Consider the following 14,600-nt stretch of genomic DNA (forward strand, 5'->3'; position numbering starts at 1 on the left):
CCGTATCGCCGTATGCCCAGCCGAACATGATGCCGGAAGCCGTATCGCCGTATGCCCAGCCGAACATGATGCCGGAAGCCGTATCGCCGTATGCTCACCCCAACATGATGCCGCAGGCGGTGTCGCCTTACGCATACCCCAATATGATGCCGCAAGCCGTATCGCCGTATATGGCGCCTCCGACTTACCCGCCACATATGCAAATGCCTAACATGTATATGCAAATGCCAGCAGCGCCAGATATGCGAGGGGGATGGCAAGAGGAAGAGCAAAACGACTTGCCTAAAGAAGATTAATATAAATGAGGGCTGCCCAATGTGGTAGCCCTTCTCTGTATTCCTCCGCGAAGGAACCAGGCAGCTGCCAAGGAGCTGGGATGATGGATTTTGAGTGGATTCAGTTAATCCAGAAAGAGTGGAAGTGCCAGGTAAGGTCTGTTAGGGGAAAGAGAAAGGCTTTCCTCTTGGATACGAATAGAGGTCCTCTCTTTGTAAAGAGCTACAGTTCTATTGAAAAGGTGAAGTGGGTCATATCTTTATCCGAGCAGCTGATAGAAAAAGGCTTTTCGCAAACACTACAATATATCTATACGACTCGCGGTCTTCCCTTTCTTCCTTACTTGGGCAGATACTATGTCGCCACGAAGGCGATCAAGGGAAGAGACGCGCGCTATAGCTGCCGAAGCGACATCATGGCTGCCATCCGGTGTCTTGGCCAATTTCATCAACATGCCAGACACATTTCCGGTGGACCGCTTCTGCGTACCGCTTCAGCGCCTCTGATTGCCAAGTGGGAGGACCGATACAATCGATTCTTTAGAATTATTGCTCACCTAAAAAAAGGCCACTACCTAGGTGGGTTGGAAAAAAAGATTGTTCGCTATGCTCCTGTAATCTTAAGTGAGGCAGAGACCGCATTAGATTTAGCGAGAAGGTCTCCTCTAAGCGCGGAATATCAGCAGGCGGTCCAGGCAAGATGTGTTTCGCATAGAGATTTGGCTAGCCATAACTTTATAATGGATCAACAGGCTGCTTATCTGATTGACTATGATACGGCGATGTATGATACTCAACTGGTAGATATAATTCAAATGCTTAACCGGACTCTTGATGAACAGGCATGGGATTTTGAAGTGTTTGCCGACATGATTGAAGAGTATCAGAAAATGGCGCCGATGACGGAAGCTCAAACGGCTTTGAGCTTTTTGCTGCTGCGTTATCCGGATAATTTCATGCGCGAGGTCGTTGGCCTTTACGAAGGGAGCCTTCATTTCATCCCCAAAAAAATTGAGAGTTATTTGACAATGATTATTCGGAACTGGCCAGAAAGATCTAAGTTTTTTCAGGGGGCTCGTCACTTTTTTTATGAAGAGGAGTTTCATAGCCCGTCACGATTTGTGGTATGATGAATATATAAATTAAGATTTGGCAGTGGAGGGAAGATATGAGAACGATCGCAGAAAAAGTCGAACTAACGGTCCAATGGTTGCGGGAACAAGTAGAGAAGGCCAATGTTTCAGGATTGATCGTTGGCGTGAGTGGAGGGATTGACAGTGCTGTGGTAGCCGGGCTTATCAAAAGGGCCTTTTCTGAGCAATCCCTAGGCGCCATCATGCCTTGCAGCTCCAATCCAAAAGACCGTGAAGATGCTCTACGGGTTGTGAAGGCCTTTGGATTGGATTTCATTGAGATTGATTTAACTGAGCCTCATGGAACCCTCCTCAGTTCCATCAATGAACAGTTGAGAGCAAAGGGAGCTTTTCGTGAAGAAGCAAGCAAGCTGAATGACGGAAACCTTCGTGCTAGGCTTAGAATGAGCACCTTGTACGCCATTGCAGGACATTACCGTTACTTAGTGGTCGGAACCGATAATGCGGCCGAAGTCTATACCGGATACTTCACTAAATACGGGGATGGCGGCGTGGATTTGCTTCCCATTACCCATTTGAAGAAATCTGAGGTATATGAATGGGCTTCTTACTTAGGTGTTCCTCAAGAAGTTCTTGATCGCCCGCCGAGTGCAGGCTTATGGGAAAATCAAACCGATGAGGCGGAAATGGGAACAACCTATAATATGATTGACGCTCATTTGGATGGAAAAGAGATCCCCGAAAAGGATAAGCAAATTATCGAAAGATTGCATCGGATTTCGGAGCATAAGAGAAATATGCCTCCAGCTCCTCCGAAATTTTAGTATAATTTGCATAAATTAGGTATAGACCTCTCTTTTGTTGGAAAGGAATGAATAATAAAACAAAAGAGGGGTCTTTATGTGGAATAGAAGGATAAATAGGTCCCAATGGTTCTTTTACGGATTTTTTTGTGCCGTTCTTCTAGCTTTAGTCAGTGGGGGAGCATGGTTATCCATAAACACAATAGAGCAGCAGAAACGGGTTTTGAATGCGGAATCCAGCAAAGATCCAGAGGCGGTGCAGGTCCTAGCGCGTGAAGAGGTTAAGCTGGTGCTGAAAAAGACCTATGTTTGCGGAACCGAAACAGAAGAAAAAATAACCCGAATGGTTCCGTCCATCGACCAATTATTTATCGACTTTGCGGATTGGGAGCTCGTTTCGAACGATGGCAATGAATTTGTGTTCAAAAAATTCGTACAGGATCTAGGTCCGCTTTGTCAGGAAAATGGATATTTCGGATTATCGGAGGATGGTACCCTAACGCTTTTCGAAGGTCCTCCAAAGGAACAAAAAGTAATTCAGACGTTTTTCCACATCGACACGGAAAAGTTGGAGTCCAGTCTTCAGAACGACCTCGCTCTGCTGAGGGAAGGGATTCGGATTCATGACTTGGCAGAATATAATAGTATTTTATCTACCTACGGGGAATACTCGGATAGTTCTCCCTTTCACCGTTTGACCGATACGGATATAGAATGATAGGATGAAAAACAGCTTGCTTCGCGGCAGGCTGTTTTTGTTTTTCTTAGGTGTTGCGTTGCCTTGGGTTATAGTACAATAGTGGGATGAACGAATTTGTACGGGGAGGGGCAAACATGAGAATTATCGGCATAGATCCCGGCATTGCCATAGTTGGCTTTGGAATCATAGAAAAACAGGGGAATAAGCTGATCCCTATTCAGTATGGCTGCATCAAGACGGAGGCCCATACGAGAGAAGCGCTGAGATTAAAGCAAATTTATAATGCGATGACCACGTTACTGGAGAAGTATAAGCCTGAAGCTTTAGCAGTAGAAAAGCTTTATTTTAATCGAAACGTAACTACGGCCTTTTCAGTGGGGCAAGCCCGGGGGGTCATCGTCTTGGCTGGGGAAGAAGCGGGGCTGCCCCTTTATGAATACACCCCGTTACAGGTAAAGCAATCCGTAGTAGGTTACGGGCAAGCGGAGAAAAAGCAGATGCAAGAAATGGTGAGGGTCCTGCTTTCCCTTCCTGCAGTGCCTAAGCCTGATGACGTAGCGGATGCCCTGGGTGTAGCCATTACGCATGCCCATTCGGCACATATTCATAATTTGATAAATGGTGGTAAATAATGATAGATTACATTGAAGGACGCGTAGAATATATTGAATCAGATTCCGTCATTATAGGTACGAATCAAGGAGTGGGGTATCGTCTTTTTTGCCCCAACCCGTATGAGCACAAGGTCAAGGAAGAAAAGCGCATTTTTACGCATTATTATGTTCGAGAAGATGCGACACATTTATATGGTTTTTCAACGAGGGAACAGCGAAATTTGTTCCGAAAGCTCCTCGATGTATCCGGAATTGGACCAAAGGGAGCACTTGCCATTATCGCTTCTGCTGCTCCGGCGAAAATCGCCGCTGCCATTCAACGGGAAGATGTGGCCTTCTTAACGAAATTTCCGGGGATTGGCAAAAAGACAGCCGGTCGCATGGTGCTGGACCTTAAGGATAAATTGAAGGATTTTGCCGCCCTTGCTACCATTGATGAGCTGCCTGGCAGCCTAATGGATGACGATTTGTTCTCTATAGGAACAGAACAAGGAATGGGTGCCCATGAAGAGGCAGCAGAAGCCCTCCGAGCCCTTGGATATAGCGATTCGGAAGTGCAGAAGGTCATGTCCAAGCTAAAAAATGAAATTCTTACGACAGAACAGTTGATCAAGAAAGCACTTCAGCTCTTTATTTCAAAATAGAAGGGGGAGAGGCGGAGATGGAAGACCGGATCATTTCTTCTCAGATGAGAGAAGAAGATATTGGGATGGAGTTTAGCCTTCGGCCGCGCTATCTTGACGAGTACATTGGGCAATCCCAGGTCAAAGAAAACTTGAAAATTTACATCGAAGCGGCAAAGCTGCGCAAAGAGCCGCTGGACCACGTGCTCCTTTATGGACCACCAGGACTAGGGAAAACGACGCTTTCTACCATCATTGCCAATGAGCTGGGGGTTAATTTGCGAACAACCTCCGGTCCGGCAATTGAGAGGCCAGGGGATTTAGCAGCCATCTTAACCAACTTGCAGCATGGAGATGTCTTGTTCATCGATGAGATTCATCGGTTGAATCGCAGTGTGGAAGAGGTGCTATATCCCGCAATGGAAGATTTTGCACTGGACATCATTATTGGCAAGGGACCGAGTGCCCGTTCTGTGCGCCTGGATCTTCCACCGTTTACTCTGATCGGTGCGACAACAAGGGCAGGCTTATTGTCTGCGCCCCTTCGAGATCGATTTGGTGTCGTGAGCCGTTTGGAATATTATAACGAGGGCGAGCTGACTTACATTGTAACGCGTGCCGCTGAAATTCTTGGTGTAGGAATCGAAAAGGAAGCAGCAAAGGAAATCGCCATGCGTTCAAGAGGAACCCCGCGCATTGCGAACCGCTTGCTGAAAAGACTGAGGGATTTTGCCCAAGTGAAGGGGAATGGCCTAATCACTCAAGAATTGGCTAGTGAGGCGCTCACAAGAATTCAAGTCGATAGATTGGGTCTGGATCATGTAGATCACAAGTTGATTTTAGGCATCATTGATAAGTTCCGAGGCGGTCCCGTCGGAGTGGATACGATAGCAGCTACGATCGGGGAGGAATCGCATACGATTGAAGATGTATATGAGCCTTACCTGCTGCAAATCGGATTTTTGCAGCGCACCCCGCGGGGACGGATCGTAACGCCCATGGCTTATCAGCATTTTAATCGGGAGGTGCCAACGTAAAAGATGAATCCGATCGCAAAAATGCTTGTAATAGCCGGCCTAGTTTTAATTATAGCCGGATTGATATGGCAAGTGGGGGGACGGTTTTTACAGTTGGGGCGTCTGCCTGGAGATATAGTGGTAGAGAAAGAAAATTTTCGATTTTACTTTCCTTTGATGACTAGCATTATCGTGAGTGTTGTTTTATCTCTCTTGTTTTATTTGTTCCGCTTTTTTAAATGATGAGGAAGCGTGGGGAAATGGGTATGCCAGAAAGCAGTTATTGTAACACTAGAAAAAACGATTATATTCGAGGATGATATAAAAGTGGACGTAAACCAATTTGATTTTGATTTGCCAGAAGAATTAATAGCCCAAAGTCCCTTGAAAGAGCGCAGTGCTTCAAGACTGTTGGTTTTAAACAAGGCAACGGGTGAGCTCGCCCATCGGGGCTTCAAGAATCTCATCGATTATTTGGAGCCTGGCGATGCGCTGGTTCTTAATGATACGAGGGTCATTCCAGCGAGGCTTTTTGGCGCTAAAGAAGATACGGGGGCGAAAGTAGAGGTCTTGCTGCTTAAGCCGCTAGAGGGAGATCGTTGGGAAACACTGGTCAAGCCTGGCAAGAAGGTCAAGCCAGGAGCGATCATTACTTTCGGGGACGGCAGGTTAAAGGGGATTTGTGAAGAAAGCACCGAGGTAGGAGGAAGAATCATACGCTTCCAATACAGCGGGATTTTTAATGAAATCCTTGACGAGCTTGGCCAGATGCCTCTTCCTCCCTACATCAAGGAACAATTGGAGGATGCCGAGCGATACCAAACGGTTTTTGCCAAGAATCCTGGCTCAGCGGCAGCCCCCACGGCCGGTCTTCATTTTACGGAGGACTATCTCCATCAAGTTCGACAAAAGGGAGTACATATTGCTTATATCACCTTGCACGTAGGCTTGGGCACCTTCCGGCCGGTACAAGTGGAGAATGTATTGGAACATAAAATGCATGCTGAATATTATCAGATTTCGCAGGAGAACGCTGATATTATTAATGCAGCGAAAGAGCGCGGGAACCGAGTTGTCGCGGTAGGCACAACGGTGACCCGAACCCTGGAAACAGTGGGAGGAAAGTACGGCGGCCAGCTGGAAGCTGAATCCGGATGGACAGATATCTTTATTTTCCCCGGATACAACTTCTCCGTAGTGGATGGCATGCTGACGAATTTCCATCTCCCTAAATCCACTCTAGTTATGCTTGTTAGCTCTTTAGCAGGCAGAGAATCCATACTTAACGCTTACCGTGAAGCAGTGGAGCAGAGATACCGGTTTTTTAGCTTCGGAGATGCTATGTTGATTATATGAAATTTGACTAAACATCTTGTTTTCCTATGAAAAGGATTAGTGTATAATGTTTTAGAGTGGAGGAAATTTACTTTGGCGGTAAAATATGAATTGCTGAAAGTCTGCAAGCAAACGGGTGCCCGCAGAGGTCGTTTACATACTCCTCATGGTACGATTGAAACCCCGATCTTTATGCCAGTTGGAACGCTGGCTACGGTGAAGGCCATGAGTCCCGAAGAACTTAAGGAAATGGATGCTCAAATCATCTTAAGCAATACATATCATTTGTTCCTGCGCCCCGGTCATGAAATCGTGAAGAAAGCCGGAGGGTTGCATTCATTCATGAATTGGGACAGGCCTATCTTAACGGATAGTGGAGGATTTCAAGTATTCAGCCTGAGCAACTTGCGCAAGATCGAAGAAGAAGGCGTTCATTTCCGTTCCCATCTAAGCGGGGCAAAGCTATTTATTGGACCTGAAGTTGCGATGGAGATTCAGAATGCCCTAGGAGCCGATATTATAATGGCCTTCGACGAATGCGCGCCGTATCCTGCAGAGCATGAATATGTAAAGCGTTCCTTGGAGCGCACAACTCGTTGGCTGGAGCGCTGTATGAACGCTCATAAGCGTCCCCATGACCAAGCCTTGTTTGGTATAGTCCAAGGCGGCATGTATCAGGATTTGCGCGAACAGAGCGCCAAGGAGATTGTGGCCTTTGATTTGCCTGGCTACGCGATTGGCGGGCTTAGCGTAGGTGAGCCAAAAGCGATCATGGATGAAGTGCTGGAATATACCGTTCCCCTTCTTCCTGAGAATAAGCCGCGTTATCTGATGGGGGTTGGATCACCTGACGCTCTCATTGATGGAGCAATCAGAGGAATTGATATGTTTGATTGCGTCTTGCCGACCAGAATTGCCCGGAATGGTACTTGCATGACAAGCCAAGGTCGTTTAGTGATCCGGAATGCCAAGTTTAAGGAAGACTTTACACCGCTGGATCCGGAATGTGATTGTTATACTTGCCGCAATTATACAAGGGCTTACATTCGCCACTTGTTCAATGCGGATGAAATATTCGGTCTTCGCCTTACTTCCTATCATAATCTCCATTTTCTCTTGCATCTCATGGAAAAGGTTAGGGAAGCGATTATGGAGGACCGTCTTATGGATTTTCGTAATGAATTCTTTACTCAATATGGGCTTAATGAAGAAAGATCATTTTAAATAGGAGGGGTCATATGCAATGGGTTGAACTAGCAGATGCAGGTGCTGCGGGAGGAGGAATCTTGGGTTCCGTCTTACCTTTGGTGCTCATGTTTGCCATCTTTTACTTCTTATTAATTCGTCCTCAGCAGAAAAAGCAAAAGCAGCGCAATGCGATGCTGGAGGCGTTGAAAAAGGGAGATAGGGTGGTAACCATTGGCGGCTTGCATGGGACAATCGTGGAGATGAAGGAAGACACCATCATTGTTAAGGTATCTGAAGCTACAAAGCTAACCTTTGAAAAGGGTGCCATCAATCAAGTCATTTCAAGCGGTACTGCTGAATAAAAGAGAAGCCGTAACAAGAAAACTTGGCAAGCGCCAAGCTGCAAGTTTTCCTCGTGCTGTCCAAATAATGTAACGAAGTAATAATTCTGACAGTATAACAAAGAATAGTCTTGCTACCTGGCCTTATGAAAAAAGCCTGTGTAGCAAGGCTATTTTTTTAGGCTTTATTTCCTAAATTCACTCCAAATATGCCACCGACAGCGCCAACTAAAAACGCAAAGGCCAAATAAAATAAGGCACTCAGCTGAGGCGTTACATCCAGGGCTAAAAATCCAACCAATACAATGAAAACAAAGTAAGCCAGCCCGGTTAGCCCCCCGAAATACCACCCCTTATGACCGCCTTTCTTTCCAGCGATCAAGCCTCCGATCAGTAAGCTTAGGCCATTGACGGTATAGGTGAAATAAGAAAGGCTAAATTCGCTTAGATTGCTGAATTGAAGCATCAGAGAAGTAATCAGGGAACCCACCAACACCAATCCAACTGTAGTTAACATACCGATAATAATAGGGGATGAAGACGTTGCGATTGTTTTCATTCCTTGACCTCCCGCTGTTATCCTTAGTCTTGTACAATGTATGAGGACGGGCGGCAGAATATGACAGATCAGCTGGAATAAGGTGCCTTACATAGGGAGGCTTCTGTCAGTCCAGACTAGGAAGTAACTTCAAAGGCAATCTAAAAGGAGGATTCCAATGGACCTGGCAATCCTGCTGATCCGAACCTTAGTGCTGTATTTTTTTCTCATGCTAGCTGCACAGCTATTGTTTCGGCGAAAAAAAACATCGCTTGCCGATTTACTGGTAGCTTTCATGATGACTCAATTTGTCGTACTGGCTATAGATAAACCTGGGAAGCCCTTGCTGGCTCTCCTGCTTCCAACCTTATTCCTCCTTGTGCTCCATTTATTGTTCAAGCCGATGTTTTCTCGTTCACCTCGTGAAGACGACGTTAAGAAAATTCAACGCGTACCCTTGAAACCGCAAACCGCAGATGTGGAAATGGGTTTACTGAACGATGGGTTGCCTCTATCAGGGCCATCAGGACCGCTTCCTTTACCGCTTATTTTAGATGGAAAGGTACTTGACCCTAATCTGGAGAAGTTAGGGAAGACCCGTTTCTGGCTTAAAAACGAAGTGCAAAGATATGGGGTCCGGCGCTTTAAGGAAGTGGCTTATTGCAGCATGGACCGCTACGGTCATATGTTCCTTGACAAAAAGAAGTCCTAGCGTAAGGGAAATAAAGGGGAGATGAACTTCCCGATGAAAGGGATTCTCTGTATATCCTGTTTACCTAGAACTTTGAACAAAAGAAGAAAAATAATATAGACCCCAAGAGCTCCCAATGAGGCGAAAAGCAGGGAAGCGGAAAGCGGAGCGAAGCCAAGCATCAACTGAAACAATAATAATCCTGTCCACCCCATACCCAGCATGGATAAACCTACCTTTAGGTAATCCCCGATTTGGATGGTCAGTCCTGTGAGTTTAACCACACTAAAATAATGAAGTAGGGTGACGATCACGATCCCGATGCTGATGGCTATGGTAATCCCGTTTGTACCGATGCTTGGATTCGTTGCAAGGATATAGATTGCAAATGTTTTAAGAATAGCCCCGTAAATGGAATTTTTCATAGCCACTTGGGCGTAATCCAATCCTTGCAGGGTTGCGGCCAATGGCCCTTGGAAATACAGGAAGAGGCCAAATGGCACCATTAATTTCATAATCCGCCCAACTTCTGCAGAACCGTAGATGGCTTCTCCCAATGGTTCCGAAAAAATGTAGAGAAGAACTGTAAACGGAGCGCCGATAACAAGAGCGAGCCTTAAGGATTGATGGATTCGTCGATGGACAAGACCCCAATTTTTTTGGGCATGCGCTTCGGCGACAGCAGGAACAAGGGATACTGCAAGAGAATAAGTAAAGAAAGTTGGAAAGGTAAGCAGGGGAATAGCCATCCCTTGCAGCTGCCCGTAATAAGCCGTTGCTGCCGTTGTAGCTAAGCCTGCAATAGCCAAGCTTTGGGCTACAATAATGGGTTCGATCCAAAAGGTAAGAGAACCGATTAACCGGCCAGAAGTAACAGGGAGAGCAATGCGAAGCAACCCTTTCCATGTGTGAGCATGGCGTTTGATCGCTTGATGCAATCTTGAACCTGCCCAAATATGTCTCATCCTTGCACCTCGAAAATGCATAACTAATGCCATCATTCCTGCCAATTCTCCAATGACGACCCCAACCATGGCTGCAGAAGCAGCATATTCCACGCCCATCGGAAGGAAGTAGGAAGCCAAGAGGAGAACCGTGAAAATTCTCACCACTTGTTCGATGATTTGAGAGCTAGCCGTTGGGGTCATGTTTTGCTTACCTTGGAAGTACCCCCTGATAATTGAAGAAATGGCCACAATAGGAACAATAGGAGCAATTCCAACAAGAGAATAGTAGGCTCTGCTGTCGGTTAACAGATGCCTGGAAATCATAGGTGCTCCTACTATCATCGCTGTAGTAAAAATAACGCTAAGAATGGAGACGAGCAGCAAGGATATTTTGAGGATAGCTTTGACCTTTTTGTCGTCGTTCTGGGCAGTGGCTTCTGCGACCAGCTTGGAGATGGCAATAGGCAAGCCGAACTGCGTCAAGGTGATCACCAGATAAAGAGTCGGAACGGCCATTTGATATAGGCCCATTCCCTCAGCTCCAATGATTCGAGATAAAAAAATACGGTTAACGAATCCCAGTAATTTAGTTAATAGCCCGGCCGCAACAAGTATGAGGGTACCTTGCAAAAAGGTTTGCTTTTTCATGGCAATGCCCCTAGTTCCTTTCTTCAGCTAAAATGCACTCATTTTCTTCTTACATAAAATAGATATGCATGTACTTATGGGACATGACCTAATGTTTCAAAAATAGAACGAACATAGGGAGAGGTATGTTATGGAGGACTTATTATCATTAGAAGATCTAAAAAACCAAATGAAGCAAGTCTGCAAGAGCAAGGCGGAAGAATTCCACCTGCTTGGCTATGAGAACGTAACATCAGAGGAAATTTGGGAATGCGTGGCGAGTGCCTATAAAAAAGAGATTCCTCCTGTTCATCGGGCTGTAAACGATATTTTGTCATTAAAGGTGACCAAGTTTATGAACTGGATGACGATGAAGGTATATCGGGGAGAATTTGAGTAAACCTACTTATTTCTCCCTGTTTTGAGAGATAATGACCTGAATTGACATGCATTTGAACGGATGCGTATAATAGCACTATTGGAGAGAAATAGCTCCTTCAGGGAGCAGCCTGCATTTTTGACTGTAGAACGTAGCACCATGCGAGTGCGGGCAATAGTTAAAGGAGGAACACAACGCCCATGATAAAATGGAGCCGGATTATAGCCTTTCTTTTAGTAGTAGGGTTGACCTTCGGCATTATCGGGGCAACCGCGACCGGAGTCGTCAAAGGAATTACTTTGGGACTGGACTTGCGCGGGGGCTTCGAGATTCTCTATGAAGTAGAGCCGATCCAGGAAGGACAGGAGTTAAACAAAGAAACATTAACAGACACAGTTTCTGCCATTATGAAACGGATTAATATCATTGGAGTGTCTGAACCGGAAGTGTCGATTGAAGGAAATAATCGAATTCGCGTCAAACTTGCTGGCGTAACGAATCAAGAAGAAGCCAGGAGATTATTGGGTACCCCCGCAAAATTAGCCTTTTTGAGTGCAACGGGCGAAGAGCTCATGACTGGGAATGATCTTGCCGAAGGCGGTGCCTCAGTAGAGTATGATGAAGTAAAGCGTCCTTATATTGCGTTAAAGCTGAAGGATGCAGAAAAATTTCGGAAAATTACGGAAGAGCATCTAGGACAGCCAATCAGTATTGCATTAGACGAGGATATCTTAACGAGCCCAGTCGTACAAAGCGTGATCTCTGGCGGACAAGCTTCCATTACTGGAGACTATACGGTACAAGAAGCCACTGAATTGGCAGCCATCTTGAATGCTGGCGCTTTACCGGTAAAAATGAAGGAATTGTATTCTAACAGCGTAGGAGCGAAGTTAGGCCAGGAATCCTTGGAAAAGGGTATCTATGCGAGTGCCATCGGTGTTGCCTTAATCTTTGCTTTTATGTTTTTCTATTATCGCTGGCCGGGTGTCATCGCTATTATTACCTTAGTTGCTTATATGTACCTATTATTGCTTGTTCAGAATCTCATGCATGCGACCTTAACCCTGCCGGGTATTGCGGCGTTTATTTTAACCGTTGGTATGGCCGTGGATGCCAACATCATTACCTATGAGCGGATAAAGGAGGAATTGCGTTCAGGTAAAACGCTTCTTTCTGCCGTTCGCGCAGGACAAAGACGTTCTCTGGCTACTATTTTAGATGCCAATATTACAACGATGATTGCTGGCGCAGTGATGTTCTATTTTGGAACAAGTGCTGTTCAGGGCTTTGCTGTAACCTTAATGATCGGTATCGTTATAACCATCCTCACTGCCGTGTTCGGAACCCGTTTGTTGTTGGCCATCTGGGTTCGCTCCAATGCCTTACGCAAGCCTTGGTATTATGGGGTAAAGGAGAGTGACATCCGTGAACTTTAATCCAACGACTTACGATTATGTAAAGAAAAGAAAATTATTTTTTGGTTTGTCAATAGCTATTCAAGTCCTGGGACTTATTGCATTATTAGTGCTCGGTTTAAACCTGGGGGTAGACTTTAAAAGCGGAACCCGGATGGATATTATGATTGCCAAGCCTTTTACAGAGGATGAAGTGCGAGCCGAGCTAAAAGCTTTGGAGCTTGAGCCAGGCACCGTGGAAACGGCAGGGGATAATCGGGAAAGAGCTGTGGTTCAGTTTGGTGAGCCATTAAGCAAAGAGCAAATTGCAAGTGTTAAGGCTACATTCGTGAAAAAGTATGGAGAGCAAGTAGACATTCAGGAAAGCACCGTAGATCCTATCGTTAGCCGCGAGCTGGCGAAAAATGCGATGTACGCTGTGGCTATTTCTTCCATAGGGATTATCATTTATGTGACGATCCGATTCGAGTATCGTTTTGCCATTGCTGGAATTGTGGCCCTGCTACATGATGCGTTTGCAGTTATTGCTTTCTTCTCGATTTTCCGAATTGAAGTGGATTTGCCGTTTATAGCCGCGATTTTAACTATCGTTGGATACTCCATCAACGATACAATTGTGACATTTGATCGCATTAGGGAAAATCTTCGCCTATACAAGGTCAAAAAGATGGAAGACCTAGAAAAAGTCGTCAATGTGAGTATCCAGGAGACGATTGTCCGTTCCATTAATACGGTCATTACCGTCGTCTTTGCAGCAGCAGCTCTCTATATTTTTGGAGGTCCTGCTATCCAGAATTTCTCACTCGCCTTATTGGTTGGTTTGATCTTTGGTATGTATTCCTCGATCTTTATTGCCAGCCAGATTTGGCTAGAGTGGAAGGGTAGAGACTTGGCAAAAAATCGCTTCTCCTCAGCAAATAATGAAGCCTCCTAAAGAGTAAAATAAACAAAAAGCTGACCGCGGGCATCCCCCGCGGTTTTCATATGAGGATGTTGAGGTGAAGGTATGAAGACAAAGGACGAAAGATTTAAAAAAGCAGAGTTTGCCGCTTGGATCGGGATCGTCGGTAATATTGTCTTAGCGATCGTAAAAGGTTTTATCGGTTATATAGCGAATAGTAAAGCATTGATAGCAGATGCTGTGCACTCGGCTTCCGACGTCGTAGGTTCCTTGGCAGTGCTTATTGGCTTAAGGGCAGCAAGAAAGCCTCCTGATGAGGATCACCCGTATGGCCACGGTAAGGCAGAGTCCATCGCCGCGATCGTTGTCAGCATTATTATGTTTGTTGTTGGGTTGGAAGTGGCATCAGCCTCCTTTGAGACGATGAGGGAGCCCCTTGTCGCACCGGGTGTAATAGCGGTGTATGCAGCAGTGATCTCTATGGTAGTGAAGGAAGGCATGTTCCAATACAAGTTCAGACTAGGGAAAAAATTGAACAGCCAAGCGCTTATTGCGAATGCTTGGGATCATCGTTCCGATGTTTACTCTTCCCTGGCTGCTTTAGTTGGGATCGGAGGAGCTGTACTAGGAGGGAAGCTAGGCATACCATCCCTGCTTTATCTGGATCCGGTCGCAGGAATTGTGGTATCTATCCTTGTCCTGAAAATGGCTTACAATATCCTTAAAGAATCGATACACAACACTTTAGACCATGTTATACATAAGGAAGAGGCAAAAGAATTAGTCGACGCGGTGGAAAAGGTTGAAGGGGTCATTAGCGTGGATCAATTATTTGCGAGAGAGCATGGGCACTATGTGATCGTGGATGTAAAGATCGGCGTTAACCCGGATATATCGGTGGAAAAAGGGCATGCCATTGGGAAACAGGTGAAGCATACTCTAATGAACGATTTCGATCATGTTCAGGATGTAATGGTTCATATCAATCCTTACAACGGTGAATTTCGCAACGATCAATCTGACGTCATTCATTAAAAAATATGCTTTGGGAAATTGGTTTGCAGGATTGTCCACATCTTTCGGGTTCAGTATAATGTAGACTTGGAAAGGGTG

The 14,600-nt window shown here is 45.6% G+C and carries 15 protein-coding genes and 2 pseudogenes; 15 read left to right on the plus strand and 2 right to left on the minus strand.

Annotated elements, in window-relative coordinates; genetic code table 11:
- The 11 genes and pseudogenes from ABLT31_RS00005 to yajC all read left to right on the plus strand — a co-directional run.
- Positions 1-296, plus strand: a pseudogene (locus tag ABLT31_RS00005) (hypothetical protein); the annotation flags it as partial.
- A gap of 83 nt (positions 297-379) precedes the next feature.
- A complete protein-coding gene (locus ABLT31_RS00010) occupies positions 380-1,405 on the plus strand; it encodes a phosphotransferase (RefSeq protein ID WP_367747231.1) in 1,026 nt (341 codons plus the stop codon).
- A gap of 47 nt (positions 1,406-1,452) precedes the next feature.
- Positions 1,453-2,193: an NAD(+) synthase gene (gene nadE / locus ABLT31_RS00015; RefSeq protein WP_367749321.1), complete on the plus strand. Its 741-nt coding sequence runs from the start codon at positions 1,453-1,455 to the stop codon at positions 2,191-2,193.
- Between the two features lie 76 nt (positions 2,194-2,269).
- Positions 2,270-2,890, plus strand: a complete 621-nt coding sequence (locus tag ABLT31_RS00020; RefSeq protein ID WP_367747234.1) for a BofC C-terminal domain-containing protein — start codon at positions 2,270-2,272, stop codon at positions 2,888-2,890.
- Between the two features lie 116 nt (positions 2,891-3,006).
- A complete protein-coding gene (gene ruvC / locus ABLT31_RS00025) occupies positions 3,007-3,504 on the plus strand; it encodes a crossover junction endodeoxyribonuclease RuvC (RefSeq protein WP_367747235.1) in 498 nt (165 codons plus the stop codon).
- Positions 3,504-4,130: a Holliday junction branch migration protein RuvA gene (ruvA, locus tag ABLT31_RS00030; RefSeq protein WP_367747238.1), complete on the plus strand. Its 627-nt coding sequence runs from the start codon at positions 3,504-3,506 to the stop codon at positions 4,128-4,130. Before ruvC ends, ruvA begins: the two co-directional genes overlap by 1 nt.
- Positions 4,131-4,147: 17 nt before the next feature.
- Positions 4,148-5,146 carry a Holliday junction branch migration DNA helicase RuvB gene (gene ruvB, locus ABLT31_RS00035; RefSeq protein ID WP_367747241.1) on the plus strand — a complete coding sequence of 333 codons (999 nt, stop codon included), beginning with the start codon at positions 4,148-4,150 and terminating at the stop codon, positions 5,144-5,146.
- Between the two features lie 3 nt (positions 5,147-5,149).
- Positions 5,150-5,368, plus strand: a complete 219-nt coding sequence (locus ABLT31_RS00040; protein WP_367747244.1) for a DUF2905 domain-containing protein — start codon at positions 5,150-5,152, stop codon at positions 5,366-5,368.
- 84 nt (positions 5,369-5,452) lie between these two features.
- Complete coding sequence (gene queA, locus ABLT31_RS00045; protein ID WP_367749322.1) at positions 5,453-6,481, plus strand: tRNA preQ1(34) S-adenosylmethionine ribosyltransferase-isomerase QueA; 1,029 nt, start codon at positions 5,453-5,455, stop codon at positions 6,479-6,481.
- Between the two features lie 72 nt (positions 6,482-6,553).
- A complete protein-coding gene (gene tgt, locus ABLT31_RS00050) occupies positions 6,554-7,684 on the plus strand; it encodes a tRNA guanosine(34) transglycosylase Tgt (protein ID WP_367747247.1) in 1,131 nt (376 codons plus the stop codon).
- A gap of 14 nt (positions 7,685-7,698) precedes the next feature.
- Positions 7,699-8,010 (plus strand): preprotein translocase subunit YajC, encoded by a 312-nt coding sequence (gene yajC / locus ABLT31_RS00055; protein ID WP_367747249.1) that lies wholly within the window; start codon positions 7,699-7,701, stop codon positions 8,008-8,010.
- Positions 8,011-8,167: 157 nt separating this feature from the next.
- On the opposite strand, the gene ABLT31_RS00060 is transcribed toward yajC, so the two are convergent.
- Complete coding sequence (locus ABLT31_RS00060) at positions 8,168-8,548, minus strand: TIGR04086 family membrane protein (protein WP_367747251.1); 381 nt, start codon at positions 8,546-8,548, stop codon at positions 8,168-8,170.
- Positions 8,549-8,705: 157 nt separating this feature from the next.
- Between ABLT31_RS00060 and ABLT31_RS00065 the strand changes: the two genes are divergently transcribed.
- Complete coding sequence (locus ABLT31_RS00065; RefSeq protein ID WP_367747254.1) at positions 8,706-9,239, plus strand: YetF domain-containing protein; 534 nt, start codon at positions 8,706-8,708, stop codon at positions 9,237-9,239.
- Here ABLT31_RS00065 and spoVB read toward each other — a convergent pair.
- Positions 9,236-10,813 carry a stage V sporulation protein B gene (gene spoVB, locus ABLT31_RS00070; RefSeq protein ID WP_367747256.1) on the minus strand — a complete coding sequence of 526 codons (1,578 nt, stop codon included), beginning with the start codon at positions 10,811-10,813 and terminating at the stop codon, positions 9,236-9,238. The two genes, ABLT31_RS00065 and spoVB, sit on opposite strands and share 4 nt — an antisense overlap.
- A 130-nt stretch (positions 10,814-10,943) precedes the next feature.
- Between spoVB and ABLT31_RS00075 the strand changes: the two genes are divergently transcribed.
- The 3 genes and pseudogenes from ABLT31_RS00075 to ABLT31_RS00085 all read left to right on the plus strand — a co-directional run bounded on the left by ABLT31_RS00075 (position 10,944) and on the right by ABLT31_RS00085 (position 14,522).
- Entirely contained in the window at positions 10,944-11,192 is a 249-nt protein-coding gene (locus tag ABLT31_RS00075; protein WP_367747260.1) for a post-transcriptional regulator, read from the plus strand.
- A 179-nt stretch (positions 11,193-11,371) separates the two neighbouring features.
- A pseudogene (gene secD / locus ABLT31_RS00080) lies at positions 11,372-13,520 on the plus strand (protein translocase subunit SecD).
- Positions 13,521-13,592: 72 nt separating this feature from the next.
- Positions 13,593-14,522 (plus strand): cation diffusion facilitator family transporter, encoded by a 930-nt coding sequence (locus tag ABLT31_RS00085; RefSeq protein WP_367747262.1) that lies wholly within the window; start codon positions 13,593-13,595, stop codon positions 14,520-14,522.
- The last annotated feature ends 78 nt before the right edge of the window (positions 14,523-14,600 follow it).

The organism is Ammoniphilus soli, assembly GCF_040813775.1.

Excerpts from the sequence above, each read along its gene's own strand:
- ABLT31_RS00010 (WP_367747231.1), top strand. The coding sequence starts at position 380 with ATGGATTTTGAGTGGATTCAGTTAATCCAGAAAGAGTGGAAGTGCCAG.
- ABLT31_RS00020 (WP_367747234.1), top strand. The coding sequence starts at position 2,270 with ATGTGGAATAGAAGGATAAATAGGTCCCAATGGTTCTTTTACGGATTT.
- ruvC (WP_367747235.1), top strand. The coding sequence starts at position 3,007 with ATGAGAATTATCGGCATAGATCCCGGCATTGCCATAGTTGGCTTTGGA.
- ruvA (WP_367747238.1), top strand. The coding sequence starts at position 3,504 with ATGATAGATTACATTGAAGGACGCGTAGAATATATTGAATCAGATTCC.
- ruvB (WP_367747241.1), top strand. The coding sequence starts at position 4,148 with ATGGAAGACCGGATCATTTCTTCTCAGATGAGAGAAGAAGATATTGGG.
- ABLT31_RS00040 (WP_367747244.1), top strand. The coding sequence starts at position 5,150 with ATGAATCCGATCGCAAAAATGCTTGTAATAGCCGGCCTAGTTTTAATT.
- yajC (WP_367747249.1), top strand. The coding sequence starts at position 7,699 with ATGCAATGGGTTGAACTAGCAGATGCAGGTGCTGCGGGAGGAGGAATC.
- ABLT31_RS00060 (WP_367747251.1), bottom strand. The coding sequence starts at position 8,548 with ATGAAAACAATCGCAACGTCTTCATCCCCTATTATTATCGGTATGTTA.
- ABLT31_RS00065 (WP_367747254.1), top strand. The coding sequence starts at position 8,706 with ATGGACCTGGCAATCCTGCTGATCCGAACCTTAGTGCTGTATTTTTTT.
- spoVB (WP_367747256.1), bottom strand. The coding sequence starts at position 10,813 with ATGAAAAAGCAAACCTTTTTGCAAGGTACCCTCATACTTGTTGCGGCC.
- ABLT31_RS00075 (WP_367747260.1), top strand. The coding sequence starts at position 10,944 with ATGGAGGACTTATTATCATTAGAAGATCTAAAAAACCAAATGAAGCAA.
- ABLT31_RS00085 (WP_367747262.1), top strand. The coding sequence starts at position 13,593 with ATGAAGACAAAGGACGAAAGATTTAAAAAAGCAGAGTTTGCCGCTTGG.